This window comes from Halorussus ruber (assembly GCF_004765785.1).
GTDB classification, from domain to species: Archaea; Halobacteriota; Halobacteria; order Halobacteriales; family Haladaptataceae; genus Halorussus; species Halorussus ruber.
In genome coordinates this window covers 36,584-51,005 of the sequence record NZ_SBIT01000008.1, presented here as the reverse complement: position 1 = coordinate 51,005, position 14,422 = coordinate 36,584, and the positions used below count along the sequence as shown (strand labels likewise).

Sequence of the window (14,422 nt, the reverse complement as noted above, 5' to 3'; positions counted from 1 at the left end):
GGAACCACCTACGAGACGTGACTCGGGTCTGTCTCGTCGGTTCCGAGGGCGTGGACTTGCGCGGCGAACTCGTCTCGCGGGAGACGGCCCGCGAGGCGCTCTCGACCTACAGCCTCGCCGAGGAGTACCGCAACTCGCTGTCGGTCGAGACCATCAGCCTCGGCTCCGCTGTCGCGCTCCTGAACGACCTGAACTGGTATCTGGTCCGGTTCACCGACGACGCGCTGGTGCTGGAACCGAGCGTGAGCGAGACCGAGTGGCTCTCCCGGGACCTCGCGGAGGCGGTCCGCGACGGCGCAATCGACCCCGACGAGACCGGCGAGTACCTGAAAGTCTACGGCCTGACCGAGGACCGAGAACTGGTCGAACCGATGTACCTCTCGCGCCGCGACGGCGAAATTCCGGCCTACGACCTCCGAGACGTGGCGGACACCGTGGTCGTTCGCGTGACCGAATCTGAGTTCAGCGGCTGAGTTTCTCCTTCGCGCCGGACGACGGGCGAGACAGTCGGATTGGAGAACGACCGACGCTCAGCCCTCGGTCTCGCGGACGTGTTCCGCGAGGTCGTTGACCGCCTCGCGGAGCGACGAGCGTTCGGTACTCTCCTCGTCGGCCCACCCGAAGCAGACCCACTCGCGGTACTCGCCCTCCTCGTGGCGCTCGGGCCGGTTCTTCCGCCGGGGGTCGTCCACCGGGGCGGCGTCGAGCGCGCGGTCCGAGAGGCCGGTCTCGACCTCCACGAGGCCGCGGTACTGGGTCGCGTCGTCCACGTCGGTCCGCTGAATCTCGCACTGTCGGCCCCTGTACCTCCATCGCTTCGCGGTCTGCCAGAGTATCATCGAAGTGGCTCTGGCTACGTCGAATCGGGGGCCAGCATATGCTTTTCGGTGGCGGTCTCTCAGACGAAATTATCGCCGCGTCCGGCGGGCGAGAAAAGAGACTCCCGACTCGATTAGTCGAACATCCCGGTCGAGAGGTAGCGCTCGCCGCTGTCGGGGAAGACGGTCACGACCAGCGGGCAGTCGTCGCGGCCGTCGCGCGGGCCGCCGTCGGAGGCCGCGGATTCGCCGAGGTCCGTCGAGGCCTCGGAGCAGTTCAGTTCCGGCTTGGCGAGGCGCTCGGCGACGCGGCGGGCCGCGACCGACGCCGCGCCCGAGGACTGCCCGACCAGAATGCCCTCCTCGCGGGCGAGTCGGCGGGCCTCCGCCTCGGCGTCCTCCAGCGCGACGGTCTCGACGGAGGAGATGAGGTCGGTGTCGAGGAGGTCGCTGACGAATCCCGGCCCCATCCCCTGATACTCGTCCTCGCCGGTCGAGAGGACGCCGTCGGACTCGTCCGACGAGCCCTCACTCAGTTCCCTCGTGAGGACCGCGTTTCGCTCGGGTTCGACCGCGACGACTTCCATGTCGGGGAACTCCTCGCGGAGTCGGGAGGCCGTGCCGGTGATGGTGCCGCCGGTGCCGACGCCCGCGACGAAGGCGTCGATTTCGCGGCCCTCGACTTGCTGGAGGATTTCCTCCGCTGTGGTCCGGTAGTGTGCCTCGGCGTTCGCGGGGTTCTCGAACTGGCCCATCTGGACCGCGCCTTCCTCCTCGGCGATGCGGTCGGCGCGCTGGCGGGCGTCCTCCATCTCGCCGTCCACGAGTTCGAGGTCAGCGCCGTAGGCTTTCAGGAGTTTCCGGCGCTCGGGGGACTTCGACTCGGGCATCACGATGGTCAGGTCGTAGCCGCGGGCCGCCGAGGCGACGGCGAGGCCGATGCCGGTGTTGCCGCTGGTCGGTTCCACGAGGCGGTCGCCCGGCGAGATGGTCCCCTCGCGCTCGGCGGCCGCTATCATCTCGCGGGCCGGTCGGTCCTTGGCCGACCCGCCGGGGTTGAACCCCTCGATTTTGGCCGCAATCGTCGCCCCCTCCGGCGAGGAGATTTGGACGAGCGGCGACCCCACCGCGTCGAGGATAGAGTCTTGCATTGTCTGCGGATACGCACGGACCGTTTAAACGAATGACGACTGCGGGCAGGATATGCCGGATGTTTCGGCGCGAGGCCGCGATGGCCTTCGAAACTCGGGTTTCTCGACTCGACCCCGCGACTCGCTTCGCATCCGGACACTACCTCCCGGGACCCGTGTGCCTAAACCCTTCAAGCGACAACCCACGTGCATGGAAGCCGCCCAACCGAATCCGACGTGGGACGCCGAGGCGCACAGCCAAGTCGTAGACGCACTCGAAGCCAGCGTCGGCGGGGTCAGTTACGAGATTTGGGGTGCAGACTGGTGCAAGGACTGCCGGTCGGCCCTGCCGGACTTCTTCGCCGCGCTGGAGGCCGCGGGCGTGCCGGACGACGACGTGGGAATCCACGAGGTAGACCGGAACAAGGACGGCGAGGGCGTCGAGGAGTACGACGTGACGCTCATCCCGACCATCGTCGTCGAGCAGGACGGCGAGGAGATCGCGCGCTTCGAGGAGAGCGAGGACACCCCCGCCGCCCAGTACCTCGCCGACCGCCTCCTCGACGCCGACGTGATGGTCTGAGGGGCGTGACGGACTGGGGAGCGAGTTGCCGGGGCGAAAATTCGCTCCTTGAGCATTGTTCTCGTTTCTTTAGGAAATGCGCAGTAAGTTCCACCGCGCGACGCTCCCGGGTCGGCGATTGCCGCCGACCCGGGAGCGTTCCGGACGGAACCGCGGGCACACTCGACCGTCCCCGGAACGGCCAGACTGACCCGTTATCGCCAGTAATTCCCTCCGGAGCAGCGCCACATCCCGCAAATCGAGTTTCTTCGTCACAACTGCCCAATTCATCCACACCTCTCATCTAGTTTTAAATTTAATTTTTCTTTTGAAAATTATTAGAAAATTAGAATTTCAGAGCTTTGGAAGGCTAATCTGCGATGCGACGTGACACTATCGACCGAACCGAAATCCGGAATTGGGTCGCAGAGAATCCGAAACTGCTCGGTGCCCTCTGGGCACTCACGCTAGTGTTCGCGGAAGTCGCACCGGTCGTGGCGTCCGGCGGCGGCGGGTCGCAGGGGCCGTAACCGCCTATTCCTCGGCGGCGTCGTCGCCGCCGAACCACTTATCGCTCCACCGGAGTTCGTCTCGAACGACTATCGGCGCGGAGTAATCGCCCAACACCTCTTCGAGTTCCTCGCCCGTGTTCGTGAACCGCTGAGAACCGGGGACGATGCCGAAATCGGGGTCCTCCTCGCTCATGAGGAAGGAGTTCGCCACCGACCCGATGGAGTAGGCCGGAGACGGGTGGTTCGTGACGACCGTGTCGAGTTCGTCGTCGGGACCCGGCGGCGTCTCCGAGTCCCACTTCAGGTCGAACAGCCTCGGCCCCCTGTCCTCGCACTGGGCCAGCGACACGCTCGGGTCGCCGACCACCACGTAGTGGCGACCGATGCTCGTGTACTCCTCGACGATTTCGAGCGCGATGCCGACGCTGAAGCCGTAGTTGAGCAGGCGCGCGAACGTCTCGCCGACCTCGACCGCTCCGAGGTTGTCCACGTCGCCCCAGCTCACGATGGCCGCCCGCGCTCCGGCCTCGACCAGCGCAATCCCTTGGTCGTGGGACCGACAGGCGTTGAGCAGGATGGTCTTCGCGCCGGTCTCCGAGAGCGTCTCGGCGTCCACAATTCCGTCGGGACAGGCGAACCCCCGACCGTCGATGTGGCCGATGAAGTGAAACAGGTCGTGGTCCTCGGCCAGCAAGTCCCGGAGTTCGTCGGTCGAGACGCCGAACCGGCAGTCCACGTCGAACGCGACCACGTCTCGCGTGCCGTAGACCTCCGAGACGGCGTCCCACTCCTCGCGCATCTGCTCGTCGTTGCAGACCACGATGACGTCGATGACGCTGTCGGTCGGTTCGACTCGATTGCGGTCGAACGCCGACGCGAGGAGTTTCGCGCCGTGGACCGGCGTCCCGTCGCCGACCCACGCCCGCTCCATCGCGTCGGCCTCGGGCAGCGGGACGTACTCGCTCTCCTCGGGGACGCCGGTCGCTCGCTCGTCGGACTCCGAGGGCAGGCCGAGGTCGGCGAACTGCGAACTGCGCTTGAACGAACGCAGCGCGTCGCGCTTCTCGGCGCGCCGGGCGTCGGTGGTCGGCGACGGTTCGGACGCGCCGGATTTGACCCGGACCAGCGAGAGTTCCTCGACGACGAACGGGAGGAGTTCGAGGCTCCCGGGGTTCGGTCGGACGTGAGTCACCCGGTTCCAGACCGGCATCGCGTCGGTCAGCACCGACGCGGGGACCGAGAGGTACGTCGCCAATCGCTCGGCGAGCGAGGCGTCGTAGAGCGCCGAAAAGTCGAGACTTGCGACCGCCTCGACCGCCCGGCGCTCGTCTAAGTCCATCGGGTGGAAGCCCTCGGTCCGAGTCGCGCAGTCGAGGACGAACACCTGCTTCAGCACTCGCGCCACCTCGTCCTCGAAGCCACGGTCGGTGTCGAGGCGATGCTCGAACCCCTCGTCGGTCTTCAGCGTCGGCTCCTCGCCCGGCACGACGTCTGCACCGAGGTAGTACGCCAGCGGCGCGACCGGGTAGACGTACTCGTAGTCGGCCGGGACGCGAATCGTGATTCCGGTGTCGGGAACGTCCAACTCGCTGGGAATCGCCAACTCGTCGCCGCGCTCGATGCGGGGCGGGTGCCCCCGGAGCGTGGGCCACGACCGCTCGGGCGAGGTGGTCTTGAGCGCCGAGGAGAACGCCGAAATCGCCGCCAGCGCCGACTCGGCGTCGTCGGGCACGGTAATCGTGGCGGCGGGGGAGTTGTGCGACGACCGCGTGCCGACTTCGACCGGGGTCGGGTCGCCGAACTCGATGCGGATGCGGTCGGTCGTGGCGTCGATTGCGAGCGACGACGACACCCGGAGGTAGAGTTTCATCGGCGCGCTCACTTCCAGCAGGTAGTCGTCGGCGTCGAGTTCGTGGGTCCGCTCGTGGCCCACGTCGCGGAGGTGCGACCCGTCGTCTTCGCGGACGACGGCCGTGACGTTGTTCGGAAACGTGATTCCCGAGACGGTGATTTCGCGGGCCACCGACACCGGGTAGGTGAACGCCTCGGTGTCGGTCGGGGTCGGCGACACCGATTCCGGCGTGTAGAAGACGTAGCGGTTGCTCTCGATGGGGTCGAGTATCTCGACGCCGGTTCGCTCGCCGAGCGAGTTAATTCGGGGACCCATGCTGAGAGATGCTCTTTCCGAATCGCGTTCGCTGGGGGACGACCGCGGTCATAGCGGGAACCACTCGGTGGTCAGGTCTCGACTCGACACGTGCCAGCGCTCCTCGGCGTCGTGGTTGCGCTTGGCGGAGTCCACCGCGCGAATCTCGACCACGGCGTCGAACGTGTCGGCGAGGTGCTGGACGCGCTCGCTCCCGAAGGGTTCGGCCAGCACGTAGTGACCCATCGCCCGGTAGTCGCTGACGTAGCCGGTGACGACCTGGAGGCACCGACGCACCACGTCCTCGTCGTAGTGTTCGAAGAGCGCGCCGAGCGAATCGACGCAGACGCGCAACTGGGCCGGGCGGAGGCCGCCAGCGTGGCGGTTGAACGCCGCCATCGACTCGGCGAGTTCGGCCTGCAAGCCCGCGAGTTGCGGGTCCACGACCCGGCGTTCGGAGACGTCGCCGAGCGGGGACAGTTCGGACGGGTAGTCTGCGGCGTCGTCGGCGCTCACGACCGAGCGCGGCGGCGAGGCGTGGTTGACGATTTCGGTCGTCTCGGCGAACTCGCCCGGCATCTCCTCGGGGTCGGGCAGTCGCTCGACCACGCTCTGTGGACTGGCGTCCGTGACCGCCAGCAGACGGTACCGGCGTTCGTCGGCCCCGCCGAGCAGGCCCGCGCTGGCTGCGGTGAACAACTGTCGAGGCGCGTCGCCCACGACGAGGAGGTTACACCCCTCGGATTTCAGCTCTCGAAGCACGTCGAGAAATCGCTCGCCGCCGTCCGACGCGGTGTCGGCCTCCGACGAAGCGGCGTCGCTCCCCGTGTTACCACCCCGGCTGTCGGAACTCCCTGCACTCATTCGCCGAATCGTTAAAGATGTAGAGTTAATAAACTTTCGCACGACGGACCGCGGAAATCTGGACGCAGTCGAAAGTGTGGCTTCCTATTCTCCCCCCGACCAGTCGAGCGCCTCGCCGAGGTCCGATTTCGGCGGCGAACAGGTGAAGTTGCGGCAGACGTAGGCGGTCGGTTCGCCCTCGCGTCGGGTCCGGTCGGCCCAAATCGGTGGTGCTTCGGCGAGGTCGAGTCGGTCGAGCCACTCCTCCAATTGGTCGTCACCCGGCGGTCGGCGCGACAGCAGTCGCGTCGGGAGGTAGCGCGCGGCGATCTCCTCGCGCCACGAGTCGGGGAGTTCGTCGGCGACCGCGGTCACCTCCAGCGACCCCTGCGCGTAGCGGTCGGCGGCCAGCGCGAGCGAGGCGTGCTGGAGGGGGTTGGACTGAATCTGCTGGCCGCGGCGTTCGAGAACCTTCTCGGCGATGGCCTCGAACTCGTCGTCAGTTCGGAAGTGGTCGAGCGCCAGCAGGGTCTCGGTGGCGACCCCGAGACTGGAGGGCGTCGATTGGTCGTGTGGTTCCTGCGGGCGAGCGACCAACTCCTCGCCGCTCTCGGGCGTGAAGTAGATGGTTCCGGCGTCTTCGTCCCAGAACTCGGCCGCGATTGCGTCGGCGAGGTCGAGCGCGAACCCGAGGTGGTCGGGGTTCCCAGTCGCCTCGTAGCAGTTCAGCGCGCCGCGGGCGAGGAAGGCGTAGTCTTCGAGGTAGCCCGGAATGGCGACGTCTCCTGCTTTGAACCGTCGGTAGAGCGTTCCGGCATCGTTTTCCCCTTCAGCCGGTTTCCAGAGCGTCTCGCGGACGAAATCGAGCGCGTCGGTTGCGAGGCCGACGTAGCGGTCGCTCTCCTCGGGGAGGACGAGCGCGCCCTCGGCGAGCGCCGAAATCATGAGGCCGTTCCAACCGGCCAGCACCTTCTCGTCGCGCCGAGGTCGGACGCGCCCGGTTCGGGCCTCGAACACCCGCTCGCGGGCCTCCTCGACGGTCTGCTCGGCTTCCGACTCGTCCATCCCGTACTCGTCGGCGAGGTCCGCGATGGACTCGCTTTCGGTCAGGACCGTCTTGCCCTCGAAGTTGCCCGACTCGGTGACGCCGAATCGGTCGCAGAAAAGGTCTGCGGCGGTCGGGTCGTCCACCGCGTCGTGGACCTCCTCGGGCGTCCAGACGTAGAACTTGCCCTCCTCGCCCTCGCTCTGGGCGTCGAGGGTGCTGTAGAATCCTCCCTCGGGGTGGGTCATCTCGCGCTCCACGAACTCGAAGGTCCGGCGGGCCGCGGTGGCGTAGGCTTCGTCACCCGAGACCTGATAGCCCGCCAGCATCGCGCGGGAGATTTCGGCGTTGTCGTAGAGCATCTTCTCGAAGTGGGGGACGACCCACTCGCGGTCCACGGTGTAGCGGTGGAACCCGCCGCCGACGTGGTCGAAGATGCCGCCCTCGGCCATCGCGGTCAGGGCCTCGTCTGCGACCTCGCGGTACTCGTCGGCCTCGTCGTCGGAGTCAGCGCGCTCGGCGGCCCGCAGAAGCAGGTGGACGCGCCCGGCCTGCGGGAACTTCTGGCCGGTGCCGAACCCGCCGTGTTCCCGGTCGGCGCTCCGGACTGCGGCGTCGGCGGCCGAACCGAGGAGGCCCTCGCCGGGAGTTTCGCCGGGGTCGGGCACGGATTCGAGTTCGCCTTCGATGGCGTCGGTCCACTGGTCGGCCCGGCGCTGCATCTCCCGGCGGTCCTCGTCGTCGCTCCACGAGTCGGCGATGCTCGCCAGCAGGTCGCGGAAGCCGGGTTGCCCGCGCTTGGGTTCCTTCGGGAAGTAGGTGCCGACGTAGAAGGGCCTGCCGTCGGGGGTGAGCCAGACCGACAGGGGCCACCCGCCCCGGCCCGAGACGGCCTGACAGATGGTCTGGTAGATGCTGTCCACGTCGGGGCGCTCCTCGCGGTCCACCTTGACGGGGACGAAGTTCTCGTTGAGGAGTCGGGCGATTTCCTCGTCCTCGAAGCTTTCCTCCTCCATGACGTGACACCAGTGGCAGGCCGAGTAGCCGACCGAGAGGAAGATGGGCACGTCGCGCTCCTCGGCGGCGGCGAGCGCGGCGTCGTCCCACGGTTGCCAGTTGACCGGGTTGTCGGCGTGCTGGCGGAGGTACGGACTCTCCTCCTCGTCGAGTCGGTTTCTCGCGGTTGGGTCCTCGGAGTCGCTCATGACTCGACGGAGGGGCTTGAGCGACGTAAAGGCGGGGCTTCGGAAGGGGATAGTGTGGAGAGGTAATAGAGTACCGACTTCAAGGAGAGGGAGCGAGGTTTCGAAAGCCCTCGCGGACCTCGCGGTCGTGGTTCGAGCGCTACGCGCTCGTCATCTCGAAAATCTCCGATTTTCGGCGACTCAGCGACATATCCGGGCGCGCAGAACTGCGCGCCCGGAGAGGGGTCGGCTGAGACGACTAAGATAAACGCGAGGTCCGCTCGCCCTTTCAGTCCGCCAGGAGATGGGTGTGTCAACCAGCTTCGACCGGCGGACCCAACACCTGCGGCCCTGGTGGACTGAAAGGGCGACCGCGAACCGCGCGAGGGCTTTCGAGGATACTGCTGTCCAGTTCGCTCCTGCGACTCCAAGCCCGAGGAGTCCCAATACCACCCGAAATCCGGTGACTTCCGACGAGTCTAAACACAGCAGACGATAAAACAATGCAAAAAACCCCCGAAACCGATAGGTATTTGTGTCGTGTTCACATGGCTCGAATCGTATCGCCATGCAACCGTGCCAAAACTGTCAGGCGGTCATCGACGAGTATCTCTTGGACAAACAACTCGAACCCCTGCGGGAGCTGACGGTAGACGACTTCAACGTCTGCGCCGACTGCGCGACTATCGTCGCGGACGCCTGCGTGGAGTGCGGCGGCGGGGTCTACGTCCCCCGAAGCGTGGCGGGCACCCCCGACTACTGCCCGGCGTGTCGGTCGGACCTCCTCGACCGCACGGGCACCGACCCCGGTTGGCATCTCGATACGGCCTCCTCGGCCTGAGTGGGTGGATTCACTTCGTCTTTTTTCGTCAGTCGTCGGCAGTATAGGCACCGCTTCGATGCTCGATTCGATGGACTTCGAGGACCTCCTCGCCGTGGTCGAGGACGCAAGCGAGTCTGTACTGCCCGACGCGGAATTTGGAAAACGGTCCGCCAGTCAGCGGTTCGAGGAAGTCCGCTGGTTCGCGCCACTCCGAATCTACGACCTCATCGAGCTTCGAGACGATGCGGTCTTGGACGTGTGGGTCGAGTCCGTCGAACTGGTCGGCAGCGCGCTTCGTGAACTTCCAAGTCCAACCTTCCTCACTCGTCATCCTCGTCCCGGTCCATCATCTCGACGACTTCCTCTCGTGAAACCAACTCCGCGTTGCCGGACCGCAACTCGTGTTCGCTCGCCGCGATTTGCTTCCACCCCTCGCGGGAGAACTCCGGATGCTTCACCGCGTCACGGGCCGCGTAGCGAAGGAACTCGCTACGGGAATTGAAACCTTGCTCTTTCCACGTCGCGTCGATGTCTTCGAGGAAGGACCGACTCAACCGAAGGTTGATTTGGACCATCTCCGGTCCGTCGTCGGCCCCGGTATCGGCATCGGACATATGTGTCTGCTTTACGCACGTCTATAAATAAACCTTCGTACAGGACCGGCATCTACGCTGGCTTTCTCGAAAATTCGCGTAACTTCGTTTCCAGCGGTAAGAAATATTCTGATTGCTAAAGAAAACAATTACAATCGTCAAGCAACGCTCTGCAATTCCTCGACGGACTCGGAGAAGTCCCGACTCGCCGCGGGTCCAGAAGGCCGGTTCGACTACTCGACCTGAATCGCCCGTTGCTCCTCGTGGGACCGGTAGATGGCGTCGATGACGCGCTGGACCTCCAGCGCCTGGTCCACGGTGTTCACGTTCGGGGCCACGCCGTCGCGGACCGCCTCGAAGAAGACGCGCTGTTCGGCCTTGTGGGGGTCCTCGTGGCGGGTCTGAATCTCGGAGTCCTGAAAGTGGTCGGTGCCCTGCCGACCCGTCTCGTAGATGGTCAGCGAATCGTCGGCCTTGTCGAAGTTCGCACCCGCTTCGGTGCCGCGGATGACGAACTCCTCGTTGGGCGAGCGGTTGGCGGCCCACGCGACTTCCAGCGTGAACGTCTTGCCGTTCTCACACCGGACGAACGCACTGACCGAGTCGTCCACCGAGAACTCGCCCGACTGGGCGTCCTCGCCCCACATTTCGAGGTAGGCGTAGTCGTCGCGGGACCCGAACTGCGACCGAATGGTGCCCGAGACCTCCTGCACCTTGGGGAAGTCGTGGAAGTGAAGCGCCAAGTCGATGGCGTGGACGCCGATGTCGATGAGCGCGCCGCCGCCCGCGATTTCGTGGTTGGTGAACCACGACCCGCGGCCCGGAATCCCGCGCCGCCGGATGAAGTTGGCCTCGACGTGGCGGGTGTGACCGAACCGGCCCTCCTCCTGGTAGGACTTGACGACTTCCACCGGGTTCCGGAAGCGGTTGTGGAACCCGACCATGCAGAAGCCCTCGGCGTTGCGCGCCGCCTCGGCGATTCGCTCGGCGCTCTCCAAGGAGTGGGCCAGGGGCTTTTCGAGGAGGACGTCCAACCCGCTCCGGAGCGCGGCGACGGCGTACTCCTCGTGGAACTTGTTGGGCGTCGTGACGACGACCGCGTCCACCGCCGCGTCGTAGAGGTCTTCGTAGCTCTCGAACGACTCCACCCCGTACTTCTCGGCGAATCGGGCGCGGGCGTCGGGATTGATGTCCACGCCGCCGACGATATCCACCCCGTCTAGTTCGACGAGCCGGTCGGCGTGGTAGTGACCGATGTTCCCCAACCCGACGAACCCGACTCGAACCGGCTCATTCTGTCTGGACATGAGTATTGTTACTAGTGGTAGGCAACCTTGAGGCGGTGTTAGGTTTTTCCCTTCGAGCGTCTATCAGAGCGCCAGAACGTAAACTTTCCCGAGGATTTAGTTCCGGACACTTCGAGCACAATCCGGACATTCCTCAGTAGAGTTGTTGCTCTTTCTCCTCGCGTTCGCTCTCGCGGTCGGCGTCCCGCTTGCGCTCGCGGCGGGCCGCCAGCCACGTCCGAATCGCCGGGAGGAACTTGTTCTTGCAGTCGAGCGCGAACGAGACGATGCCGTAGGCCCAGAAGAAAAACAGCACCGTCCCGCCGAGCAGGTAGAACCACCCGAGCGCCGACACCATCAGTCGTCGCCCTCCGCTTCGGTCTCGGTTTCGGCCGCTCCGGCCTCGGTCGCCGGGAACTCTAGCGTGTGGCTGATGGCGTCGCCCGTCTCGGTGTCGAACAGGTGGACTCGCTCGCGGTCGAGGACGACTTCCACGTCTTGTTCGGCCTCGATGTCCGAGTCGGGGCTCACGCTCATCAGCAGTTGGTTCTTGGACGTCTCGGGGTCGGCCTCCATGCTGGGTTCGGCCGCGTCGCCGGTCAGCAGGTAGACGAATATCTCGTCGCCCATCGGTTCCAGCACGTCGGTCCGCGCCGGAATCGATTGGGTGGGGTTGGCGACGCCCTCGCTACCCTGCCTGAGATACACGTCCTCGGGCCGGACGCCGAGCGTGAGGTGGTCGCCCTCTGCGACTCCCGAGAGTTGGCCGGGGTCGAACTCCACGTCGAAGTTGGGCGTCGAGAGGCCGGTCGAGGTGACCTCACCCTCGACGAAGTTCATCGACGGCGACCCGATGAATCCCGCGACGAACAGGTTGGCGGGTTCGTTGTAACAGACCAGCGGCGGTGCGATCTGCTGGAGTTCGCCACCGTCGATGACCGCGATGCGGTCGGACATCGTCATCGCCTCCGCCTGGTCGTGGGTGACGTAGATGATGGTGGTGTCCAGTTCCTTGTGGAGTCGCTGGAGTTCGGTCCGCATGTGGACCCGGAGCTTCGCGTCCAGGTTCGCCAGCGGTTCGTCCATCAGGAACACTTCGGGTTCGCGGACGATTGCTCTGGCAATCGCAACGCGCTGGCGCTGACCGCCGGACATCTCGTCGGGCATCCGGTCTAACATCCCCTCCAACTGGACGATGTCCGAGGCCCGGTCCACCCGGCGGTCGATCTCCTCCTTCGGGTAGTCTCGAAGCCGCAACCCGAAGCTGATGTTGTCGTAGACGTCCATGTGCGGGAACAGCGCGATGTTCTGGAACACCATCGCAATGCCGCGGTCCTTCGGCGGGAGGTTCGTGACCTCCCGGTCGGCAATCGTAATCTTCCCGTCGGTGGGGATGGTCAGCCCCGCGATGGTCTCCAAGGTCGTCGATTTACCGCACCCCGAGGGGCCGACGAGCGTGACGAACTCGCCGTCCTCGATTTCGAGGTTCATTTTGTCGACTGCCGTTACGTCCGCGTAGCGTTTCGTGACGTCCTCCAAGATGACTTTACCCATTGTGAATCACTCCTTGAGCGCTCCTGCGGTGAGTCCGCTGACGATTTTCTCCTGCGCGACGACGACGAGGATGGCGACGGGCAGGACCCCGACGATACTCGCCGCGGCCATGAGGTTGTACAGTTGGGTGTACTGACCCTGATAGCTCAGGATACCCCAGACGATGGGTGCCCAGTTGTTCGCCTCGCCCGAGGTCATCAGGAACGAGAAGAAGAACTCGTTGTACACCGAGATGAACGTCAGCACCCCCGCCGTCGCCACGCCCGGTGCCGACAGCGGCATGATGACTCGGAACAGCGCGCCCAGTCGAGTCGTCCCCTCGATTCGCGCGGCGTCCTCCAGTCCGTCCGGAATCTGGCCGTAGAACGTCGAGAGGATAAAGATTGACAGCGGCATGAACAGCGCGCTGAACGGGAGCACCATGGAGAACGGTGTGTTGAACAGGTTCGGACTCGACACGCCCAACAGCGAGATGTTCCCGGTGAACAGCCGGAACAGCGGGATGATGAACGCCGCTGGCGGGAAGTACGACACCGCCAGTATCAGCAACATCAGCGGTCCCTTCCCGGGGAAGTCGAGCCTGCCGAACACGTACCCCGCGAGACTCGCCAGTACCAGCACGACCGCGGTCGTGGCGATGCCGAGGACGAAGCTGTTGAACATGTAGACGTGGAACGGCACCGTCGTGAACACGTTCACGAACGCCTCGGGGTTGAACCCGTTGGGCACCGGCGGGAATCCGAAGCTGGTGATGGCCTCGTTCGGCGTGAGCGCCAGCACCAGTAGCCAGTAGAACGGGAACAACGTGGTGAACAGGAAGAACAGCATGACGACGTAGAACATCGCCCTGTACACCTTCTCCGGGCTCTCTATCGCCGAGTCTACCCACCGCGAGAACGCACCTTGACTTGAATCGCTTTCTGTAGCCATGTTATGCCCCCGTCTCCGTGTCTGCGTACTTGACGATGTAGACCGAAACCACGAGACCGATGAGCCCCGCCGTGATGAACGCCACCGCCGCCGACGTGCCGTACATCCGCGACCCGCGGAAGGTCGTGACGACGAGACACGACAGCGAGGGCACCGTGTTGCAGCCCACGACCGTCTCGATGAGGCCGTAGATTCGCATCGCGCCGATGGTGCGGAACAGCATCGCAACCAGCACCGACGGCAGGACCAGCGGCAGGGTTATCATCTTGAACTGCTGGTACTTCGAGGCTCCGGCGACTCTGCCCACGTCGTAGAGGCTCCGGTCGACGCTCTGGAGTCCCGCGAGGATGATGAGCGCCATGAACGCCGAGGTCTTCCACACGTCGGCCACGATGAGGATTATCATCGAGTCGACCGGGTTCGACAGCGGCGTGGCGCTGAAGATGCCCCAGTTCTGGAGCGGGTCCACGAGGAACCCGATGTTCGGCTGGAACAGCAGGAAGAAGATCATCCCCTGAATCACGATGGGGACGGCCCACGGGATGATGATGGCGACCCGGACCCACCGCCGACCCCGGAAGTCCTGGTCCAGCACCAGCGCCTGCGCGAACCCGACCACCGTCTCGAAGAAGACGCTGAACAGCGTGAAGATGAGCGTCACGGTCAGCGCGCTCCGGAACGGCGTCGACGGGTCGAGGAAGGGCCTGACCAGCAGAGCGTCTCGCTCGCCGGTCAGCAGCGCGACGTAGTTCTCCAATCCGACGAACTCGCCGAGGGCGGCACTCCCGACGAGGTTGTCGGCGAACAGTGACATTCTGAAGGTACTCAACAGCGGCCAGAACGCGATGAGTCCCAGCAACAGCAGTACCGGCGTCAGCAGCAGGTACGCGAACTGGGGGTCGCTGAGATTCTCCATCCAGCGCACTGCTGAGACGTAGGCTCCCGACCGCTCGGAGTCACGAATCCCCTCGTCAGTTGTTGCCATAAAAACGTGTA

The 14,422-nt window shown here is 65.1% G+C and carries 16 protein-coding genes; 4 read left to right on the top strand and 12 right to left on the bottom strand.

What is annotated here, in order from left to right; translation table 11 throughout:
- Nucleotides 1-17: 17 nt before the first annotated feature.
- Nucleotides 18-473: a DUF5804 family protein gene (locus tag EPL01_RS13250; protein ID WP_135825755.1), complete on the top strand. Its 456-nt coding sequence runs from the start codon at nucleotides 18-20 to the stop codon at nucleotides 471-473.
- Between the two features lie 57 nt (nucleotides 474-530).
- On the opposite strand, the gene EPL01_RS13245 is transcribed toward EPL01_RS13250, so the two are convergent.
- A complete protein-coding gene (locus EPL01_RS13245; protein ID WP_135825754.1) occupies nucleotides 531-839 on the bottom strand; it encodes a hypothetical protein in 309 nt (102 codons plus the stop codon).
- Nucleotides 840-952: 113 nt separating this feature from the next.
- Complete coding sequence (locus EPL01_RS13240; RefSeq protein ID WP_135825753.1) at nucleotides 953-1,969, bottom strand: PLP-dependent cysteine synthase family protein; 1,017 nt, start codon at nucleotides 1,967-1,969, stop codon at nucleotides 953-955.
- A gap of 190 nt (nucleotides 1,970-2,159) precedes the next feature.
- Here EPL01_RS13240 and EPL01_RS13235 point away from each other — a divergent pair, with 190 nt between their 5' ends.
- Nucleotides 2,160-2,531 (top strand): thioredoxin family protein, encoded by a 372-nt coding sequence (locus EPL01_RS13235; RefSeq protein WP_135825752.1) that lies wholly within the window; start codon nucleotides 2,160-2,162, stop codon nucleotides 2,529-2,531.
- A 359-nt stretch (nucleotides 2,532-2,890) separates the two neighbouring features.
- On the top strand, nucleotides 2,891-3,040 hold the full coding sequence (locus EPL01_RS21715) for a DUF7503 family protein (RefSeq protein WP_168215911.1): 150 nt from the start codon (nucleotides 2,891-2,893) through the stop codon (nucleotides 3,038-3,040).
- A 4-nt stretch (nucleotides 3,041-3,044) separates the two neighbouring features.
- Here the strand turns inward: EPL01_RS21715 and EPL01_RS13230 are convergent, their stop codons facing one another.
- The 3 genes from EPL01_RS13230 to EPL01_RS13220 form a co-directional block, all read right to left on the bottom strand.
- Entirely contained in the window at nucleotides 3,045-5,189 is a 2,145-nt protein-coding gene (locus EPL01_RS13230; RefSeq protein WP_135825751.1) for a CHAT domain-containing protein, read from the bottom strand.
- 48 nt (nucleotides 5,190-5,237) lie between these two features.
- Nucleotides 5,238-6,032 (bottom strand): DUF7504 family protein, encoded by a 795-nt coding sequence (locus EPL01_RS13225; protein ID WP_135825750.1) that lies wholly within the window; start codon nucleotides 6,030-6,032, stop codon nucleotides 5,238-5,240.
- A gap of 84 nt (nucleotides 6,033-6,116) precedes the next feature.
- A complete protein-coding gene (locus tag EPL01_RS13220; protein ID WP_135825749.1) occupies nucleotides 6,117-8,261 on the bottom strand; it encodes a thioredoxin domain-containing protein in 2,145 nt (714 codons plus the stop codon).
- A 547-nt stretch (nucleotides 8,262-8,808) separates the two neighbouring features.
- Between EPL01_RS13220 and EPL01_RS13215 the strand changes: the two genes are divergently transcribed.
- On the top strand, nucleotides 8,809-9,081 hold the full coding sequence (locus EPL01_RS13215) for a DUF7571 family protein (protein ID WP_135825748.1): 273 nt from the start codon (nucleotides 8,809-8,811) through the stop codon (nucleotides 9,079-9,081).
- A 28-nt stretch (nucleotides 9,082-9,109) separates the two neighbouring features.
- On the opposite strand, the gene EPL01_RS13210 is transcribed toward EPL01_RS13215, so the two are convergent.
- The 7 genes from EPL01_RS13210 to EPL01_RS13180 all read right to left on the bottom strand — a co-directional run bounded on the left by EPL01_RS13210 (nucleotide 9,110) and on the right by EPL01_RS13180 (nucleotide 14,411).
- The gene (locus tag EPL01_RS13210) at nucleotides 9,110-9,394 is read right to left on the bottom strand and encodes a type II toxin-antitoxin system RelE family toxin (protein WP_135825747.1); all 285 of its coding nucleotides are present in this window, start codon (nucleotides 9,392-9,394) and stop codon (nucleotides 9,110-9,112) included.
- Nucleotides 9,384-9,677: a ribbon-helix-helix domain-containing protein gene (locus EPL01_RS13205; protein ID WP_135825746.1), complete on the bottom strand. Its 294-nt coding sequence runs from the start codon at nucleotides 9,675-9,677 to the stop codon at nucleotides 9,384-9,386. Before EPL01_RS13205 ends, EPL01_RS13210 begins: the two co-directional genes overlap by 11 nt.
- A gap of 212 nt (nucleotides 9,678-9,889) precedes the next feature.
- Nucleotides 9,890-10,963, bottom strand: a complete 1,074-nt coding sequence (locus tag EPL01_RS13200; RefSeq protein WP_135825745.1) for a Gfo/Idh/MocA family protein — start codon at nucleotides 10,961-10,963, stop codon at nucleotides 9,890-9,892.
- 133 nt (nucleotides 10,964-11,096) lie between these two features.
- Nucleotides 11,097-11,300 carry a DUF8005 family protein gene (locus EPL01_RS13195; protein ID WP_135825744.1) on the bottom strand — a complete coding sequence of 68 codons (204 nt, stop codon included), beginning with the start codon at nucleotides 11,298-11,300 and terminating at the stop codon, nucleotides 11,097-11,099.
- Entirely contained in the window at nucleotides 11,300-12,496 is a 1,197-nt protein-coding gene (locus EPL01_RS13190; protein WP_135825743.1) for an ABC transporter ATP-binding protein, read from the bottom strand. Before EPL01_RS13190 ends, EPL01_RS13195 begins: the two co-directional genes overlap by 1 nt.
- Nucleotides 12,497-12,502: 6 nt before the next feature.
- The gene (locus EPL01_RS13185) at nucleotides 12,503-13,426 is read right to left on the bottom strand and encodes a carbohydrate ABC transporter permease (RefSeq protein WP_135825742.1); all 924 of its coding nucleotides are present in this window, start codon (nucleotides 13,424-13,426) and stop codon (nucleotides 12,503-12,505) included.
- Between the two features lies 1 nt (nucleotide 13,427).
- Nucleotides 13,428-14,411 carry a carbohydrate ABC transporter permease gene (locus EPL01_RS13180; RefSeq protein ID WP_135825741.1) on the bottom strand — a complete coding sequence of 328 codons (984 nt, stop codon included), beginning with the start codon at nucleotides 14,409-14,411 and terminating at the stop codon, nucleotides 13,428-13,430.
- Nucleotides 14,412-14,422 lie beyond the last annotated feature (11 nt).